11 protein-coding genes are annotated in these 17,584 nt (G+C 71.3%); 8 read left to right on the forward strand and 3 right to left on the reverse strand.

The genetic code is table 11. The features are described from left to right. Positions 1–208 precede the first annotated feature (208 nt). On the forward strand, positions 209–2,317 hold the full coding sequence (gene malQ, locus OHV05_RS24820; RefSeq protein WP_405019613.1) for a 4-alpha-glucanotransferase: 2,109 nt from the start codon (positions 209–211) through the stop codon (positions 2,315–2,317). Positions 2,318–2,338: 21 nt separating this feature from the next. Beyond that, a complete protein-coding gene (locus tag OHV05_RS24825) occupies positions 2,339–2,572 on the forward strand; it encodes a hypothetical protein (RefSeq protein ID WP_405019614.1) in 234 nt (77 codons plus the stop codon). A gap of 113 nt (positions 2,573–2,685) precedes the next feature. Here the strand turns inward: OHV05_RS24825 and pepN are convergent, their stop codons facing one another. Then, positions 2,686–5,277: an aminopeptidase N gene (gene pepN, locus OHV05_RS24830; protein ID WP_405019615.1), complete on the reverse strand. Its 2,592-nt coding sequence runs from the start codon at positions 5,275–5,277 to the stop codon at positions 2,686–2,688. Positions 5,278–5,546: 269 nt separating this feature from the next. Between pepN and OHV05_RS24835 the strand changes: the two genes are divergently transcribed. The 6 genes from OHV05_RS24835 to OHV05_RS24860 all read left to right on the forward strand — a co-directional run bounded on the left by OHV05_RS24835 (position 5,547) and on the right by OHV05_RS24860 (position 14,076). After that, complete coding sequence (locus OHV05_RS24835; protein WP_405019616.1) at positions 5,547–6,734, forward strand: ROK family protein; 1,188 nt, start codon at positions 5,547–5,549, stop codon at positions 6,732–6,734. Between the two features lie 197 nt (positions 6,735–6,931). Further along, complete coding sequence (locus OHV05_RS24840; RefSeq protein WP_405019617.1) at positions 6,932–8,026, forward strand: sugar ABC transporter substrate-binding protein; 1,095 nt, start codon at positions 6,932–6,934, stop codon at positions 8,024–8,026. Positions 8,027–8,186: 160 nt separating this feature from the next. Beyond that, the gene (locus OHV05_RS24845; RefSeq protein WP_403035975.1) at positions 8,187–8,975 is read left to right on the forward strand and encodes an ATP-binding cassette domain-containing protein; all 789 of its coding nucleotides are present in this window, start codon (positions 8,187–8,189) and stop codon (positions 8,973–8,975) included. Beyond that, entirely contained in the window at positions 8,972–10,228 is a 1,257-nt protein-coding gene (locus OHV05_RS24850) for a sugar ABC transporter permease (protein WP_405019618.1), read from the forward strand. Before OHV05_RS24845 ends, OHV05_RS24850 begins: the two co-directional genes overlap by 4 nt. A 226-nt stretch (positions 10,229–10,454) precedes the next feature. Then, positions 10,455–12,344 carry a 1-deoxy-D-xylulose-5-phosphate synthase gene (dxs, locus tag OHV05_RS24855; RefSeq protein WP_405019619.1) on the forward strand — a complete coding sequence of 630 codons (1,890 nt, stop codon included), beginning with the start codon at positions 10,455–10,457 and terminating at the stop codon, positions 12,342–12,344. A gap of 214 nt (positions 12,345–12,558) precedes the next feature. Next, complete coding sequence (locus OHV05_RS24860) at positions 12,559–14,076, forward strand: ArnT family glycosyltransferase (RefSeq protein ID WP_403035982.1); 1,518 nt, start codon at positions 12,559–12,561, stop codon at positions 14,074–14,076. Between the two features lie 82 nt (positions 14,077–14,158). Here OHV05_RS24860 and OHV05_RS24865 read toward each other — a convergent pair whose 3' ends face one another. Beyond that, a complete protein-coding gene (locus tag OHV05_RS24865; RefSeq protein WP_405019620.1) occupies positions 14,159–16,285 on the reverse strand; it encodes a 3-hydroxyacyl-CoA dehydrogenase NAD-binding domain-containing protein in 2,127 nt (708 codons plus the stop codon). Positions 16,286–16,287: 2 nt separating this feature from the next. Beyond that, a complete protein-coding gene (locus OHV05_RS24870) occupies positions 16,288–17,505 on the reverse strand; it encodes a thiolase family protein (RefSeq protein WP_403035987.1) in 1,218 nt (405 codons plus the stop codon). Positions 17,506–17,584: the final 79 nt, after the last annotated feature.

The raw sequence follows: 17,584 nt of genomic DNA on the forward strand, positions 1-17,584 counted from the left end.
CAAGCCGTGCGGGTGTCAACGCCCATGCACGGATTGCCCGTTATGCCGGAAAATCCCCTATGTGTGGATTCGGTGCGCGTACCGCCGCGCGGGGCGGCGACACCTCCGTTCGGGTGACTCCGCCGCGCGGGCGCCGGGGTCGGGCGGGGTGGGCGCGGGTAGGACTGGGGAGTCCCGTACGGCTTCACTGACCCGCAGGAGCCCAAGAGTGGCCGCATACCTCGATCGTGCAACCGGCAGTCCGCAGGCCCCCGCCGAGGATCCGCCGCCGTCTCCCGAGCTGGTGGCGCTGGCCCACGCGCACGGGGTGGACAGTACGTACGACCCGGGCTCGGGGCCGGTGCCGGTGGCGCCGCACACCTTGGTGGCGGTGCTGGCCACGCTGGGGGTGGACGCGGGGAGCCCGGCGGCGGTGCGGGACGCGATCGAGCGGCACCGGGCGGAGCAGGCGGCCCGGTTGCTGCCGCCGTGCCTGGTGGTCCGGGCCGGGCGGCGGACGGCGTTGGACGTGCCGGCCGAGGCGCGGCTGGCCGTGGAGCTGGAGGACGGCGGGACCTGGAGCCTGCCGGCGGGGCGTTCGCACTGGCTGCCGGCCGACCTCCCGCTCGGCCGGCACCGGCTGACGGCCCGGATCGGCGACCGGGACGAGTCGGCCCCGTTGATCGTGGCGCCGCAGCGGCTGCCGGAGCTCGGGCAGCGGTCCTGGGGATTCCTGGCCCAGCTCTACTCGGTGCTCTCGGAGCGGTCCTGGGGGATGGGCGACCTCGGCGACCTGGCCGAGCTGGCGCAGTGGGCCGGGCACGGGCTGGGGGCGGGCTTCCTGCAGATCAACCCGCTGCACGTGGCGCTGCCCGGGGCGCCGTCCGACCCGTCGCCGTACCGCCCGTCCTCCCGCCGGTTCGCCGACCCGGTGCACCTGCGGGTCGAGGCGGTGGCCGAGTACGCCTACGCCGACCTGGGTGAACTGCCTGAGCGTGGGCGGAGGTTGAGCCAGGAGGTGCTGGCCCACGACGGGCTGGTGGACCGGGACGCGGTGCGCGCGGTCAAGCTGGAGGCGCTGGAGATCCTGCACCGGGTGCCCCGCGGCCCCGGCCGGGAGGCGGCGTACCGGGCGTTCGTCGAGCGGGAGGGCCGCTGGCTGGAGCAGTACGCGGTCTGGTCCGCGCTGGCCGAGCAGCACGGCGACAACTGGCGGCAGTGGCCCAAGGGCCTGCGCCACCCGGACAGCCCGCACGTCACCAAGGCCGCCCAGGACCTGGCCGAGCGGGTGGAGTTCCACCGCTGGCTGGCCTGGCTGACGGACCAGCAGCTCGGCACCGCCCAGCAGGCCGCCAAGGAGGCCGGGATGCCGGTCGGCCTGATCCACGACCTGGCGGTCGGCGCGCACCCGGACGGCGCGGACGCCTGGGTGCTCCAGGAGGTGCTGGCCGAGGGCATCTCGGTGGGCGCCCCGCCGGACGCCTTCAACGCGCACGGCCAGGACTGGGGCCTGCCGCCCTGGCGCCCGGACGCGCTGGCCGCCGCCGGGTACGCCCCGTACGCGGAGCTGCTGCGGGCCGCGCTGCGGCACACCGGGGCGCTCCGGATCGACCACGTGATGGGCCTGTTCCGGCTCTGGTGGGTGCCGGCCGGGCACCCGCCGACCCAGGGCGCGTACGTCCGCTACGACGCGGAGGCGATGCTCGGGGTGCTGGCGCTGGAGGCGCACCGGGCCGGCGGGTACGTGATCGGCGAGGACCTGGGCACGGTGGAGCCGGGCGTGCGGGAGGAGCTGACGGCGCGTGGGGTGCTCGGCACCTCGGTGCTCTGGTTCGAGCGGGACTGGCGGGCGGACGGCGCGGTCCTGCCACCGGAGCGCTGGCGGGCGGCCTGCCTGGCCACCCTGACCACCCACGACCTGCCGAGCACCGCGGCCCGGCTCTCCGGCGAGCACGTCGAGCTGCGGCACCGGCTCGGCCTGCTGGCCCGTCCGCTGGCCGAGGAGCAGGCCGAGGCGGCCGCCGAACTCACCGACTGGCGGACCGAACTGACCCGGGCCGGCCTGCTGCCCGAGGGCGCCGAGCTGACCGCGGAGGCGCTGTACGCCTTCCTGCTGGCCACCCCCGCCGAGCTGGTCGGGGTCTGGCTGCCCGACACGGTCGGCGACCCGCGCCCGCAGAACCTGCCCGGCACCTGGGACCAGTACCCCAACTGGCGGCTGCCGGTGGCCGACCGGACCGGACGCCCCGTCACCCTGGAGGCGCTGGCCGCGGCGGAGGGGACCGCGCGGCTCGGCGCGCTGCTCGGAAGGCGGACCCCGGGGAGCGCCGATCGGTAGGCGGCCGGTACCTTGGGAAACGTGGACAAGAGGAACGCTTTGCGAGTCGGCGCGGTCTCCGCGGTGGCGACGCTGATGATGCTGATGACGTCGCCCGCCGCCCTGGCGGCCACCCGGGACGACGGCGACGACCCGGGCAAGGGCCTGAGCACCGTCGACACCCTGGCCCTGTACGTGGCGGCCCCGCTGGTGCTGTTCGCGATCATCGCCGGCCTGGTCATGCTCCCCTCGCTCGGCAAGGGCAAGAAGAGCTGACCCGCTGACGGCACGCGCGCCGGACCCGCCGACGGCGCGCGCCACCGACACGACGAAGGACCGCCGTCCGGCTCCGAGCCGGACGGCGGTCCTTCGCGTGTTTCACCGGCGGGTCAGTGACCCAGCTCCCTGGCACCGGCCGCCCGGTCGGCGGCCTGGGCCCGGATCGCGCGCTCGACGGCCGCACGGGCCTCGACCACCATCCGGCGCAGTGCCGGGGCGGGCTCGGCCGAGGCCAGCCAGGCGTCGGTGGCGTCCAGGGTGGCCTGGCCGACCTGGCGGGCCGGGTAGAGGCCGACCACGATCTGCTGCGAGATCTCGTGGCTGCGGGTCTCGTAGATGCCCTTGATCGCGGCGAAGTACTTCGCCACGTAGGGGGCCAGCAGCTCCTGCTGGTCGGGCTGACCGAAGCCGCTGATCACGGCCTCCTGGACGTAGTTGGTCAGCTCGTCCGACTCCACCACGGAGGCCCAGGCCGCAGCCTTGGCCTCGGCGGTCGGCCGGGCCGCGCGGCAGGCGGCCGCGTGCTCCTGGCCGGCCGCGGTGTTGTCCCGCTCCAGCTCGGCGTCGATCGCCGTGGCGTCGGCCCGGCCGGTGGCCGCCAGCCGGGCCAGCAGCACCCAGCGCAGCTCGGTGTCGACGGCCAGGCCCTCGATCACCTCGGTGCCGTCCAGCAGACCGGCCAGCAGCGCGAGCTGACCGTCCGTCCGGGCCACCGCGGCGAGCGTGCGGGCCCAGGCCAGCTGGTGGTCGCTGCCGGGGGCCGCGGCGCGCAGCCGCTCCTCGGCGGCGGCGGCCCAACGCTGCAGGCCCTGCTCGCGCCAGGCCGGGTCGGTGTAGACGTCGAGCGCCAGCTTGACCTGCCGCTGGATCGACTGGACCACGCCGATCTCGCTCTCCCGGGCCAGGCCGGAGAGCGCCAGCGCCAGGTAGTCGCGGGTGGCCAGCTCGCCGTCGCGGGTCATGTCCCAGGCGGAGGCCCAGCACAGCGCGCGCGGGAGCGAGGCGGTGAAGCCGCCGAGGTGCTCGGTGACCACGGCCAGCGAGTCCTCGTCCAGGCGGACCTTGGCGTAGGACAGGTCGTCGTCGTTGAGCAGCAGCACGGCCGGGCGCTGACGGCCGGTCAGCTGCGGCACCGGGGTCTCGGCGCCGTCCACGTCCAGCTCGATCCGCTCGGTGCGGACCAGCTGACCGTCCTTCAGGTCGTAGCAGCCGATGGCGATCCGGTGCGGCCGCAGCACGGCCTCGCCCTTGGCGCCCGCGGGCAGCGCCGGGGCCTCCTGGAGCACCGAGAAGGCGGCCACGGTGCCGTCCTCGGCCAGCGTGACCGAGGGGCGCAGCACGTTGATGCCGGCCGTCTCCAGCCAGGCGCTCGACCAGGTCTTCAGGTCGCGGCCACTGGTCTTCTCCAGCGCGCCGAGCAGGTCGCTCAGCCGGGTGTTGCCCCAGGCGTGGGCCTTGAAGTACGCCTGCACGCCCTTGAAGAACTCGTCCTGGCCGACGTACGCCACCAGCTGCTTGAGCACCGAGGCGCCCTTGGCGTAGGTGATGCCGTCGAAGTTGACCATGACGTCCTCGAGATCGTTGATCTCGGCCATGATCGGGTGGGTGGACGGCAGCTGGTCCTGCCGGTACGCCCAGGTCTTCATCTCGTTGGCAAAGGTGGTCCAGGAGTCCGGCCACTGCGAGCCGGGCGCCTCGGCCAGGCAGACCGCCTCGGCGTAGGTGGCGAACGACTCGTTCAGCCAGAGGTCGTTCCACCACTCCATGGTGACCAGGTTGCCGAACCACATGTGGGCCAGCTCGTGCAGGATGGTGGCGGCCCGCGACTCGTACGCGGCGTCGGTGACCTTGGACCGGAAGACGTACTGGTCCCGGAAGGTGACCGCGCCCGCGTTCTCCATCGCCCCGGCGTTGAACTCCGGCACGAAGAGCTGGTCGTACTTCTCGAACGGGTAGGCGCAGTCGAACTTCTCCTGGAAGAAGTCGAAGCCCTGCCGGGTGATCGCGAAGATCGCGTCGGCGTCCAGGAACTCGCGCAGCGAGGGGCGGCAGTAGACGCCGAGCGGGACGACCTGGTCGCCGCTGCGGTACTCGTCGAAGACGCCCACGTACGGGCCGGCGATCAGCGCGGTGATGTAGGTGGAGATCCGGCCGGTCGGGGTGAACCGCCAGACCTGGGTCTCCCCGTCGCCGACCGGCGCCGGGGTGGGGGAGTTCGAGACCACGACCCAGCCCTTGGGAGCGGTCACCGTGAAGGTGAAGGACGCCTTGAGGTCGGGCTGCTCGAAGGAGGCGAACACCCGGCGGGCGTCCGGCACCTCGAACTGGGTGTAGAGGTAGGTCTCGCCGTCGACCGGGTCGACGAAGCGGTGCAGGCCCTCGCCGGTGTTGGTGTACGCGCAGTCGGCGACGACCTTCAGCTCGTTCTCGCCGGCCAGGTCCGGCAGCGCGATGCGGCTGTCCGCGAAGCTGTCGAGCGGCAGCGGGACGCCGTTCAGCACCAGCTCGGACACGCTCGGCGCGACCAGGTCGATGAAGCTCGCGCTGCCCGGAGCGGTGGCGCCGAACCGGACCACCGTGGTGGAACGGAAGGTACCGCCGTCGCGGGCCGAGCTCAGGTCGAGCTCGATGTCGTACGACTCCACGTGCAGGAGCGCGGCCCTGGTGCGGGCCTCCTCACGGGTCAAGTTGGTGCCAGGCACTCGCAGGACTCCTTCGTCAGGCATGGATGCCTGGCATCCTCCCACGCGGCAGGTCCGGAGCGCCCGGGGCATATCAGGTGTGCGGGGTACGCCCGGGCAACGATTCGCGTTCGATCTCCGTTCAGCGCCGGTTGGCCCTTGACGCGAGCGCGGACGGGGTGCCGACCATAGAGTTCAGAAGTTGAAGGTGGGCATTTGCGCACCGCCGCAACGGCGCGGCCCGCGCGGGGCGGTCGAGTCCCCGCGCCCAGGAAGGGTGAATCATGTCGATGGACACACCGGGATCGCAGTCCTCGCTGCACCGGGCCAATCTCGAACGGGTGTTGCGGGCGGTCCGGATGGCGGGCTCGCTGACCCAGGCGGAGATCGCCCGGTCCACCGGACTCTCCGCGGCCACGGTGTCCAACATCGTCCGGGAACTGAAGGAGGTCGGCACCGTCGTGGTGGCCGACACCTCGTCAGGCGGCCGCCGGGCGCGCTCGGTCTCGCTCAGCGGGGACGCCGGCATCGTGGTCGGGGTCGACTTCGGCCACACCCACCTGCGGGTGGCGGTGGGCAACCTGGCGCACCGGGTGCTGGCCGAGGAGAGCGAGCCGATCGACGTGGACGTCTCGGCCAAGCAGGGCTTCGACCGCGCCGAGGCGCTGGTGGAGCGGCTGTTGGCGCAGGCCGGGTTCAAGGCGGACAAGGTGGTCGGCGTCGGCCTCGGTGTGCCGGGCCCGATCGACCAGGAGACCGGCGCGCTGGGCTCCACCGCGATCCTGCCGGGCTGGACCGGCATCGCGCCCGGGCGCGAGCTCGCGCAGCGGCTGGGCATGGACGTGCACGTGGACAACGACGCCAACCTGGGCGCGCTGGGCGAGTTGGTCTGGGGCGCCGGCCGGGGGTTGACCGACCTGGCCTACATCAAGGTGGCCAGCGGCGTCGGCGCCGGTCTGGTGATCAACGGTCAGATCTACCGGGGCCCCGGCGGCACCGCGGGCGAGATCGGCCACATCACGCTGGACGAGGCAGGTCCGGTCTGCCGCTGCGGCAACCGGGGGTGCCTGGAGACCTTCGTCGGCTCCCGGTACCTGCTCAATCTCTTGAACGCCAACCACCCGGGGGAGCTCACCCTGACCAAGGTGGTGCAGCTGGCCCAGCAGGGCGATCTCGGCTGCCGCCGGGTGATCGCGGACGCCGGCCGCCAGATCGGCAGCGGGGTGGCCACCCTGTGCAACCTGCTGAACCCCCGTCGGGTGATCCTCGGCGGAGACCTCGCCGAGGCCGGTGAGCTGGTGCTTTCCCCGATCCGGGACTCCGTGGCGCGGTACGCCATCCCGTCCGCGGCACGCCAGCTCTCGGTGGTCCCGGGCACCCTGGGCGGCCGGGCCGAGGTGCTCGGGGCGCTCGCCCTGGTGATGAGCGAGATGGGCGAATCCGGCGCAATCCGGCAGACCTCCTCGGTCGGCGCCTGACACCGGAAATCGCTCTCCGGCGTCCGGAAAAGGCGAAGCCGAGGCCTTTTGGTCTCGGCTTCGCCTTCAGGAAGATAACGAAAGGGTTCGGATCGGCGTTCAACTGGTTTTACTTATTGACGACAAGTGAGCCCCGAGGGTTGACTCCACCTCACCTCGCCGCAACGTTGCGGCTCCGTCAGGGAGGCACCCCCACCATGAACGCAATGATGCGTCGCGCAGTCATCGGCACCGCTGCGATCACCATGGCCATCTCGATGGCAGCCTGTGGCAAGGCCGGTGACGACAAGAAGGACGGCGCCGCGTCCGGTGACACCAAGTCGATCGGTCTGCTGCTCCCGGAGAACGCTTCCTCCACCCGGTACGAGTCCTTCGACAAGCCGTTCATCGAGGCCAAGGTCAAGGCGCTGTGCGGTGACTGCAACGTCAAGTACAGCAACGCCGAGGGCTCCGCGTCGAAGCAGAAGCAGCAGTTCGACACCCTGATCGCGCAGGGCGTCAAGGTGATCATCCTGGACGCCTTCGACGCGACCTCGACCGAGTCCTGGGTCAAGGAGGCGGCGGCCAAGGGTGTCAAGGTCGTCGCGTACGACCGCCTGGCCACCGGCCCGGTCTCCGCCTACGTCTCGTTCGACAACGAGAAGGTCGGCGAGCTCCAGGGCGAGGCGCTGGTCACCGCGCTGGGCGCCAAGGCCGCCGACGCCAACGTGGTCATGATCAACGGTGACGAGGCCGACCCGAACGCCGCGTACTTCAAGTCCGGCGCGAAGAAGGCCCTCGAGGGCAAGGTCAAGAAGATCGTCTACGAGGCCTCCGGTGAGTGGAAGCCCACCGTGGCCGGCCAGAAGATCGGCACCGCGATCACCAGCCTGGGCAAGGACGGCTTCCAGGCCGTCTACTCCGCCAACGACGGCATGGCCGCCGCCATCATCACCCAGCTGAAGGCCGCCGGGATCAACGTCCCGGTCGGTGGCCAGGACGCCGGCGTGGACGCCATCCAGCGGATCGTCGCGGGCGACCAGGCGTACACCATCTACAAGGCGTACAAGCCGCTGGCCGACTCGGCCGCCGAGCTCGCGGTCAACCTGCTCCAGGGCAAGGACGTCAAGGCCGTCGCCTCGGCGACCGTCGACAGCCCGACCGACAAGGGCATCCCGGCCAAGCTGCTGTCCCCGAAGGTCGTCACCAAGGCGAACATCCAGGACACCGTGATCGCCGACGGCCTCTACAAGGCGGCCGACATCTGCACCGCCGACTACGCCGCCGCCTGCACCGCGGCCGGCCTGAAGTAAGTCGGTCACGGGCCGGCGCTCCTGACGGGGCGTCGGCCCCCGCGGCGTGTTCTCGCACCGCCGCCCCTCATCGTTCTCGTACTACCCCTTCGCGCCCCGGGTCGGCGCGCGGCAGGCCGTGTCCGCCCTCGTCAGGAGTCGGTGGCACGGAATGAAGGAGATGGTTCACGTGACAGGCGCACCCGTACTGGCGTTGCGCGGAGTCTCCAAGCGCTTCGGTGCCGTCCAGGCGCTCACCGACGTCCACTTGGAGGTCCACGCGGGCGAGGTGGTCGCCCTGGTCGGCGACAACGGCGCCGGCAAGTCGACGCTGGTGAAGACCATCGCCGGCGTCCACCCGATCGACGAGGGCGTGATCGAGTGGGAGGGCCGCGAGGTCCGGATCAACCGCCCGCAGGACGCCCAGGGCCTGGGCGTCGCGACCGTCTACCAGGACCTCGCGCTCTGCGACAACCTCGACGTGGTGGGCAACCTCTTCCTCGGCCGTGAGCTGAAGAAGTACGGCACGCTCGACGAGGTCGCGATGGAGAAGCGCGCCAAGGAGCTGCTCGACACCCTGTCGATCCGGATCCCCAGCGTGCGGATCCCGATCGCCTCGCTCTCCGGCGGCCAGCGCCAGGTGGTCGCGATCGCCCGCGCCCTGGTCGGCGACCCGAAGATCGTCATCCTGGACGAGCCCACCGCCGCGCTCGGCGTCGAGCAGACCGCCCAGGTGCTCGACCTGGTCGAGCGGCTCCGCGAGCGGGGCCTCGGGGTCATCCTGATCAGCCACAACATGGCGGACGTCCGGGCCGTCGCGGACACCGTCGCGGTGCTCCGCCTGGGCCGCAACAACGGCTCCTTCCCGGTGGCGGGCACCAGCCACGAAGAGATCATCTCCGCCATCACCGGAGCCACCGAGAACGCCGTGACCCGGCGTCAGGCACGCATCGCGGAGGAAGCGAAGTGAGCACCAACCAGACCACCGAGGCCCCCGCGCCCGCGATCGACCCCCGACTGCTGGTCCGCGAGCAGGGCTTCGCCGGCTACCTCGGCGAGTTCAAGCGGAAGATGAAGACCGGCGAACTGGGCTCCGTCCCCGTGGTGCTCGGCCTGGTCCTGATCGTGGCCATCTTCCAGGGCCTGACCGGCGACTTCCTGAACGCCGACAACCTCACCAACATCACGCTCTGGATCGCGGGCCCCGGCCTGATCGCGGTCGGCATCGTGTTCGTGCTGCTGCTCGGTGAGATCGACCTCTCGCTCGGCTCGATCGCCGGTGTCTCGGCGGCCATCGCCGGTGTGCTGTCGGCCCGGTCCGGCGTGAACGAGTGGCTGTCGATCCTGATCGCGCTGGCCGCCGGTGTCGCGATGGGCGCCCTGCACGGCTTCTTCTTCGCCAAGATCGGCGTGCCGGCCTTCGTGGTCACGCTGGCCGGTCTGCTGGCCTGGAGCGGTCTGCAGCAGTTCGTGCTCGGGGACAAGGGCACCGCCAACGTGCTCAACAACGGCGTGATCGCCGACCTCGACCACTACTTCATCGGTGACGGCGACATCGCCGCCACCTGGATCTTCGCGCTGGCCGGCGTCGGCCTCTTCCTGGCCGGTCAGCTGCTGGACAGCCGCCGCCGGGCGGCCGCCGGGCTGCCGTCCCGCCCGGTCAGCGAGATCGCCCTGCGCACCGGTGTGATCGCCGTGATCGCGATCGCCGCCGCGTACACCCTGAACCAGAGCCAGGGCCTGCCGCTGCCGCTGGTGATCTTCCTCGGCATCGTGGTGGTCACCGACTTCGTGCTCCGCCGCACCGCCTACGGCCGGCAGATCTTCGCCGTCGGCGGCGGTATCGAGGCGGCCCGCCGGGCCGGCATCAACGTCGCCTGGGTGCGGATCTCGGTCTTCATGATCTCGGCCGGCATGGCCGCGCTCGGCGGACTGTTCATCATGAGCCAGCAGGGTTCCGCCGACAAGGCGCTCGGCAGCGGCAACGTGCTGATGAACTCGATCGCCGCGGCGGTCATCGGCGGCACCAGCCTGTTCGGCGGCCGGGGCAAGACCTGGTCGGCGCTGCTCGGCATCCTGGTGATCCAGTCGATCATCACCGGCCTGGACCTGGTGCACGTGAACCAGTCGATCCAGTACATGATCACCGGCGCGGTGCTGCTGGCGGCCGTGGTCCTGGACTCGGTCTCCCGCCGGACCCAGAAGTCGTCCGGACGAGGTTGACCTCTTCCGCCCATGTGAGGCTCGGCACTCGAACCAATCGGGTGCCGAGCCTCGTCATGTCGGTCAACACCGGTCAACCCCAGGCGCGCTGCGCGGTGTCCGGCAGTCGGACATTAGACTCGGGCAGTCGAGCCCGACCGACCCAGGGCCGGAGCGGCTCGACACCAGGGGCAGCGAGGCCCGGCAGGCCGTCCGCGGCCCGAGAACTTTGAACAAGGAGGAACGGGTGGCGCTGCTGACCCGCATTCGGGGACCGCGCGATCTCGACCGGCTCACCCCGGCGCAGCTGACCGCGCTGGCCGAGGAGATCCGTACCTTCCTGGTCGAGGAGGTCTCCAAGACGGGCGGCCACCTCGGTCCGAACCTGGGCGTGGTCGAGCTGACCATCGCGCTGCACCGGGTCTTCGACTCGCCGCGCGACCGGATCCTCTTCGACACCGGCCACCAGAGCTACGTGCACAAGCTGCTCACCGGGCGGCAGGACTTCTCGCAGCTGCGGATGAAGGGCGGCCTGTCCGGCTACCCGTCCCGCGCCGAGTCCGAGCACGACGTGATCGAGAACTCGCACGCCTCCACCGTGCTCGGCTACGCGGACGGCCTGGCCAAGGCCAACCAGCTGCAGGGCCACCACGACCGTCCGGTGGTCGCGGTGATCGGCGACGGCGCGCTGACCGGCGGGATGGCCTGGGAGGCGCTGAACAACATCGCCGACGCCAAGGACCGCCCGCTGGTGATCGTGGTGAACGACAACGAGCGTTCCTACTCGCCGACCATCGGCGGCCTGGCCAACCACCTCGCCACCCTGCGCACCACCCAGGGTTACGAGCGCTTCCTGTCCTGGGGCAAGGAGGCGCTGCAGCGCACCCCCGTGGTCGGGCAGCAGCTGTTCGAGACCCTGCACGGCGCCAAGAAGGGCCTGAAGGACTTCATCGCGCCGCAGGGCATGTTCGAGGACCTCGGCCTCAAGTACATCGGCCCGATCGACGGCCACGACCTGACCGCGCTGGAGTCCGCCCTGACCAAGGCGCGCGGCTTCGGCGGCCCGGTGATCGTGCACTGCCTGACCGAGAAGGGCCGCGGCTACCACGCCGCCGAGAACAACGACGAGGACCGCTTCCACGCCGTCGGCGTGATCCACCCGGAGACCGGCCTGCCGATCAAGACCGCGGGCAAGGACTGGACCTCGGTCTTCGCCGAGGAGATGGTCGCCCTCGGCCGGGAGCGCAAGGACATCGTCGCCATCACCGCCGCGATGCTGCACCCGGTCGGCCTGGCCCCGTTCGCCAAGGTCTTCCCGGAGCGGACCTTCGACGTCGGCATCGCCGAGCAGCACGCGGTCACCAGCGCGGCCGGCCTGGCCACCAACGGCCTGCACCCGGTCTTCGCGGTCTACGCGACCTTCCTGAACCGGGCCTTCGACCAGGTCCTGATGGACGTCGCGCTGCACAGGCTCGGCGTCACCTTCGTGCTCGACCGCGCGGGCGTCACCGGGACCGACGGCGCCTCGCACAACGGCATGTGGGACATGTCGATCCTCCAGGTCGTCCCGGGCCTGCGGCTGGCCGCCCCGCGCGACGCCGACCAGCTCCGCGCCCAGCTGCGCGAGGCGGTCGAGGTGGACGACGCCCCGACCGTGGTCCGCTACTCCAAGGGCAGCGTCGGCCCCGCCGTCCCGGCGGTCGGCAAGGTCGGCGGCATGGACGTGCTGCGGGCCGCCCCCGAGGGTGAGGGCGAGGTGCTGATCGTCTCGGTCGGCGCGATGGCCACCACCTGCCTGGAGGTCGCCGACCTGCTCGCCGCCCAGGGCATCACCGCCACCGTGGTGGACCCGCGCTGGGTCAAGCCGGTCGACCCGGCGCTGCCCGGCCTGGCCGCCGAGCACCGGGTGGTCGTCACGGTCGAGGACAACGGCCGCGCGGGCGGCGTCGGTTCCGCCGTGGCCCAGGCCCTGCGGGACGCCGGGGTGGACCTGCCTCTGCGCGACTTCGGCATCCCCCAGGAGTTCCTGGACCACGCCACCCGGGACCAGATCCTGAACGAGATCGGCCTCACCGCCCCGGCCATCGCCGAGAAGGTCGCCAAGCTGGTGGCCCGGACGGCCGCGGCGCGGGTCTGAGAGGCGGTACCCCTGGGGGCGCGGGGCTCTGCACAGTTGCGGCTCCGCCACGGGGCGCGCAAATGTGCAGAGCCCCGCGCCCCCGGGGGTATCACGCTCCACCGAAAATAGGGTCGCGCCGGTGGCCGACGGCCCGTCACACTTCTGTCCGATCGTCACATCGAATGGCCGGACCCGGGCGTTGGCCCACGGCCCCGCCCGGTAGGTTGTCAACGTGCCCAACGCCGTCTCACGACCACTCGCCACCCTGACCGGGCGGCTGCCCGAGCGCGTCCGGACGGGGTACTGGACCAGAGTCGTGCCGGTGCTGGCGGTGCTCGCCACCGTCACCCACATCCCCTCCTTCCTCCGCCCGGTGTGGAGCCCCGACGAGGGCTACCTGGCCACCCAGGCGCGGATGCTGGCCGACGGCGGCGTGCTGTACGACACCGTGGTGGACCGCAAGCCCCCGCTGCTGCCCTGGCTGTACGAGGCGTGCTTCGCGCTGTTCGGCTCCACCTCGCTCTGGCCGCTGCGCACCCTGGCGATCGTGGCCCACCTGGCCACCGCGATCCTGCTGGCGTCGATCGCCCGGGGCCGCTGGGGCAACCGGGCGGGCGCGGTGGCCGGCGGGCTCTACCTGCTGGTCTCGATCGGGCTGTCCCCCGAGGACACCCAGGCGGCGACCTTCGAGGTCTTCATGCTGCCCGCGATGGTGGCGGCGTTCCGCTACGCCGAGCGCCGCCGCTGGCTGGCCGCCGGGATCGCGGTGGCGCTCTGCTCGCTGACCAAGCAGACCGGCGGCGCGGTGATGCTGCCGGTGCTCTGGATGCTGTTCCAGGACGCCCGGCTGCGCGGGGTGCGCTGGCAGCCCGCGCTGTTCAAGGTCGGCTTCGGCTTCGCGCTGCCGATAGCGCTGGTCGCGGTGATCCTCACCAAGCCCAAGGGCTTCCTGTTCTGGGTGGTCACCGGCAGCGGCGACTACGCCTCGATGGGCGGGGCCTGGCTGCAGATGTCCGGCCGGGCGCTGGGCAACTCGGCGATCCTGCTGGCGGCCTGTCTGGGCTTCCTGGCACCGCTGGGACACCGGCTCTGGCTGCGGCTGCGGCACGGCGCGCTGCCCACCGTCCGGGGCGAGGAGCACGGTGCCACCTCCGACCTCTGGGTCTGGCTGCTCTCCTCGGTGGTGGCGGTCAGCACCGGCTTCCACTTCTTCGGCCACTACTACCTCCAGCTGATGCCCCCGCTGGTGCTGCTCGGCGTCGGCGCGGTGACCACCTCCTCGATCCGCTGGCGGCCGGTGCTGGTGTACAGCACGGTCGCGGCGACGGCGTTCTGGGGCCTCGCGGTGTTCTGGCCGGGCCAGCGGCTGGACCACTCCAGCGAGGTGGCCAGCACGATCGCCGAGCAGACCACGGCCAAGGACACCGTGCTGGTCTGGGGCATGCACCCGGAGCTGTACTGGCTGTCCGACCGACGCCCGGTCACCCGCTACCTGACGGCCGGTTTCCTGACCAACTTCAGCGGCGGCAAGGACGGCAAGGACGTCGGCGAGCAGTTCAGCATGGCGAACGCCTGGCAGACCTTCGACCAGGAGCTGGCCGACAAGGGCTTCCCGGAGATCGTGGTGGACGACTCGGGCCTGGCCCCGTACCAGCCGGTGCACATCCCCCGGATAGAGAGCCTGCTGGAGACCCGCTACGAGGTGGTCGCGGTCAACGCGGACACCGTGATCTACCGGCTCAAGAAGTAACGTCCCGTCAGGACGCCGGAAGGCCGGTGGCCCGGACCCCTCGTGGGGGTCCGGGCCACCGGCCTTCCGGCTGACGGTCCGACTACTCCGGGACGGAGGCCAGGCCGGGAGCCAGGAACTTCTTGCCGTTCACCCGCTCCGAGACGCCCGCCCGGTCCAGGTACGGGGTGATCCCGCCGAGGTGGAAGGGCCAGCCCGCGCCCGTGATCATGCAGAGGTCGATGTCCTGGGCCTCGCCCACGACGCCCTCGGCCAGCATCAGGCCGATCTCCTGGGCCACCGCGTCGAGCGAGCGGTCCAGCACCTGCTGCTCGGTCAGCACGCTGTCGCCGAAGGTCAGCAGCGCCAGCACCTCGGGGTCGAGGACCTGCTGGCCGTCCACCCAGACGTAGAAGCCGCGCTTGCCGGCCTTGACCACCTTGCCGAGGTTCTCGGAGACGCCGAAGCGCTCCGGGAAGGCCCGGTTCAGGGTCTCCGAGACGTGCTGCGCGATGGCCGGGCCGACCAGTTCGAGCAGGACGATCGGGGACATCGGCAGGCCGAGCGGCAGCACGCCCTTCTCGACCGTCTCGATCGGGGTGCCCTCGTCGATGATCGCCTGGATCTCGCCCATGAAGCGGGTCAGGATCCGGTTGACCACGAACGCCGGGGCGTCCTTGACCAGCACGGCGGTCTTCTTGAGCTTCCTGGCCACGCCGAAGGCGGTGGCCAGCGAGGCGTCGTCGGTCTGCTCGCCGCGGACGATCTCCAGCAGCGGCAGGATGGCGACCGGGTTGAAGAAGTGGAAGCCGACGACCCGCTCGGGGTGCTGGAGCTTCGAGGCCATCTCGGTGACCGAGAGGGAGGAGGTGTTGGTCGCCAGCACGCAGGTCGGCGAGACCACGGCCTCCAGGTCCGCGAAGACGGTCTGCTTGACGCCCATCTCCTCGAACACCGCCTCGATCACGAAGTCGGCGTCGCCGAAGGCCGCGGCCTTGTCCAGCGAACCGGTGACCAGGGCCTTCAGGCGGTTGGCGTTGTCCGGGTTGACCCGGCCCTTGGCCAGCAGCTTGTCGATCTCGGCGTGCACGTAGCCGACGCCCTTGTCGATCCGCTCCTGGTCGATGTCGGTGAGCACCACCGGCACCTGGAGCCGACGGGCGAACAGCAGCGCCAGCTGGGAGGCCATCAGGCCCGCGCCGACGACGCCGACCTTGGTGACCGGACGGGCCAGCGCCTTGTCCGGCGCACCGAACGGACGCTTGGCCCGGCGCTGCACCAGGTTGAAGGCGTACAGGCCCGCGCGCAGCTCGCCGGTCATGATCAGGTCGGCCAGCGCCACGTCCTCGGCGTCGAAGCCCGCCTGGAGGTCCTGGTCCTTGACCTGCTCGATGATGTCGAGCGCCTTGTACGCGGCCGGAGCGGCCCCGTGCACCTTGGCGTCGGCGACCAGCCGGCCCCAGGCGACGGCGTCGTCCCAGGCCTTGCCCCGGTCGATCTCCTCGCGCTCCACCACGGTCGCGCCGGTGAGCACCTTGGCGGCCCACAGGATCGACTGCTCCAGGAAGTCGGCCGGCTCGAAGATCGCGTCGGCGATCCCCAGGTCGAACACCTCCTGGCCCTTGAGCTGCTTGTTCTGGCTCATCGAGTTCTCGATGATGACCTTGATCGCCTTCGAGGGGCCGATCAGGTTCGGCAGCAGGGTGCAGCCGCCCCAGCCGGGGACCAGGCCGAGGAAGACCTCGGGCAGCGAGAAGGCCGGGACACCGGAACTGACGGTGCGGTAGCTCGCGTGCAGGCCGACCTCGACGCCGCCGCCCATCGCCGCGCCGTTGTAGAAGGCGAAGGTCGGGACGGGCAGCGCGGCGATCCGCTTGAAGACGTCGTGGCCGCCCTTGCCGATGGCCAGCGCGTCGCTGTGCTCCTTGAGCACCTCGACGCCCTTGAGGTCGGCGCCGACCGCGAAGATGAACGGCTTGCCGGTGATCGCGGCGGCGACGATGTCACCCGCGGCGGCCTCGGCCTCGACCTGGTCCAGCGCCTCGGACAGCTTGGCCAGCGAACCCGGGCCGAAGGTGGTCGGCTTGGTGTGGTCGAAGCCGTTGTCCAGGGTGATCAGCGCCAGCTTGCCGGCGCCGAGCGGCAGGTCCAGGTGACGGACGTGCGCGGTGGTGACCACCTCGCCCGGGAACAGCTCGGCCGCGCGCTTCAGCAGCTCAGTGGTGCTCATGGTCACTTACCACCCTCGAAGTGCGGGTTCTCCCAGATGACGGTGGCGCCCATGCCGAAGCCGACACACATGGTGGTCAGGCCGTAGCGGACGTCGGTGCGCTGCTCGAAGCTGCGGGCCAGCTGGTTCATCAGGCGCACGCCCGAGGAGGCCAGCGGGTGACCGAAGGCGATCGCGCCACCGTACGGGTTCACGCGCGGGTCGTCGTCGGCGATGCCGTAGTGGTCGAGGAACGCGAGCACCTGGACCGCGAACGCCTCGTTGACCTCGAAGGCCTGGATGTCGTCGATCGTCAGACCGGCCTTGGCCAGCGCCTTCTCGGTCGCCGGGACGGGACCGATGCCCATCACCTCGGGCTCGACGCCGGCGAAGGCGTACGAGACCAGACGCATCTTGACCGGGAGACCGAGCTCCACGGCGACGTCCTCGGCGGCGAGCAGCGAGGCGGTCGCACCGTCGTTCAGACCGGCCGAGTTGCCCGCGGTGATGTTGCCGTGCGGGCGGAACGGGGTCTTCAGACCGGCCAGCGACTCCATCGAGGTGCCCGGGCGCATCGGCTCGTCCGAGGTGGCCAGACCCCAGCCGGTCTCGCCGGCCTCGGGGTTGGTGTTGCGGATCGTGATCGGCACCAGGTCCGGCTGGATGTCGCCGTTGGCGTACGCCTTGGCGGCCTTCTCCTGCGAGCGGACCGCGTACGCGTCGCAGCGCTCCTTGGTGATGTGCGGGAACCGGTCGTGCAGGTTCTCCGCGGTCATCCCCATGAACAGGGCGGACTCGTCGACCAGCTTCTCCGAGACGAAGCGCGGGTTCGGGTCCACGCCCTCGCCCATCGGGTGCCGGCCCATGTGCTCGACGCCACCGGCGACCACGACGTCGTACGCGCCGAAGGCGATGCCGCCCGCGGTCGCGGTGACGGCGGTCAGCGCACCGGCACACATCCGGTCGATGGAGTAGCCGGGGACGGACTTCGGCAGACCGGCCAGCAGGGCGGCGGTCCGGCCGATCGTCAGGCCCTGGTCGCCGATCTGGGTCGTGGCCGCGATGGCGACCTCGTCGATCCGGTCGGTCGGCAGGCTCGGGTTGCGGCGCACCAGTTCACGGATGCACTTGACGACCAGGTCGTCGGCGCGGGTCTCGTGGTAGATGCCCTTCGGGCCGGCCTTGCCGAACGGGGTGCGGACGCCGTCAACGAAGACGACGTCCCTCGAGGTACGAGGCACGGGGGCTCTCCTCCCAGGGGACATGACGTTGGGTGGCAGACCACGTCCCATGACGGAGCGGCTCTGCTTCACCGCCATG

This window comes from Kitasatospora sp. NBC_00070, assembly GCF_045041205.1.
Lineage (GTDB): Bacteria > Actinomycetota > Actinomycetes > Streptomycetales > Streptomycetaceae > Kitasatospora.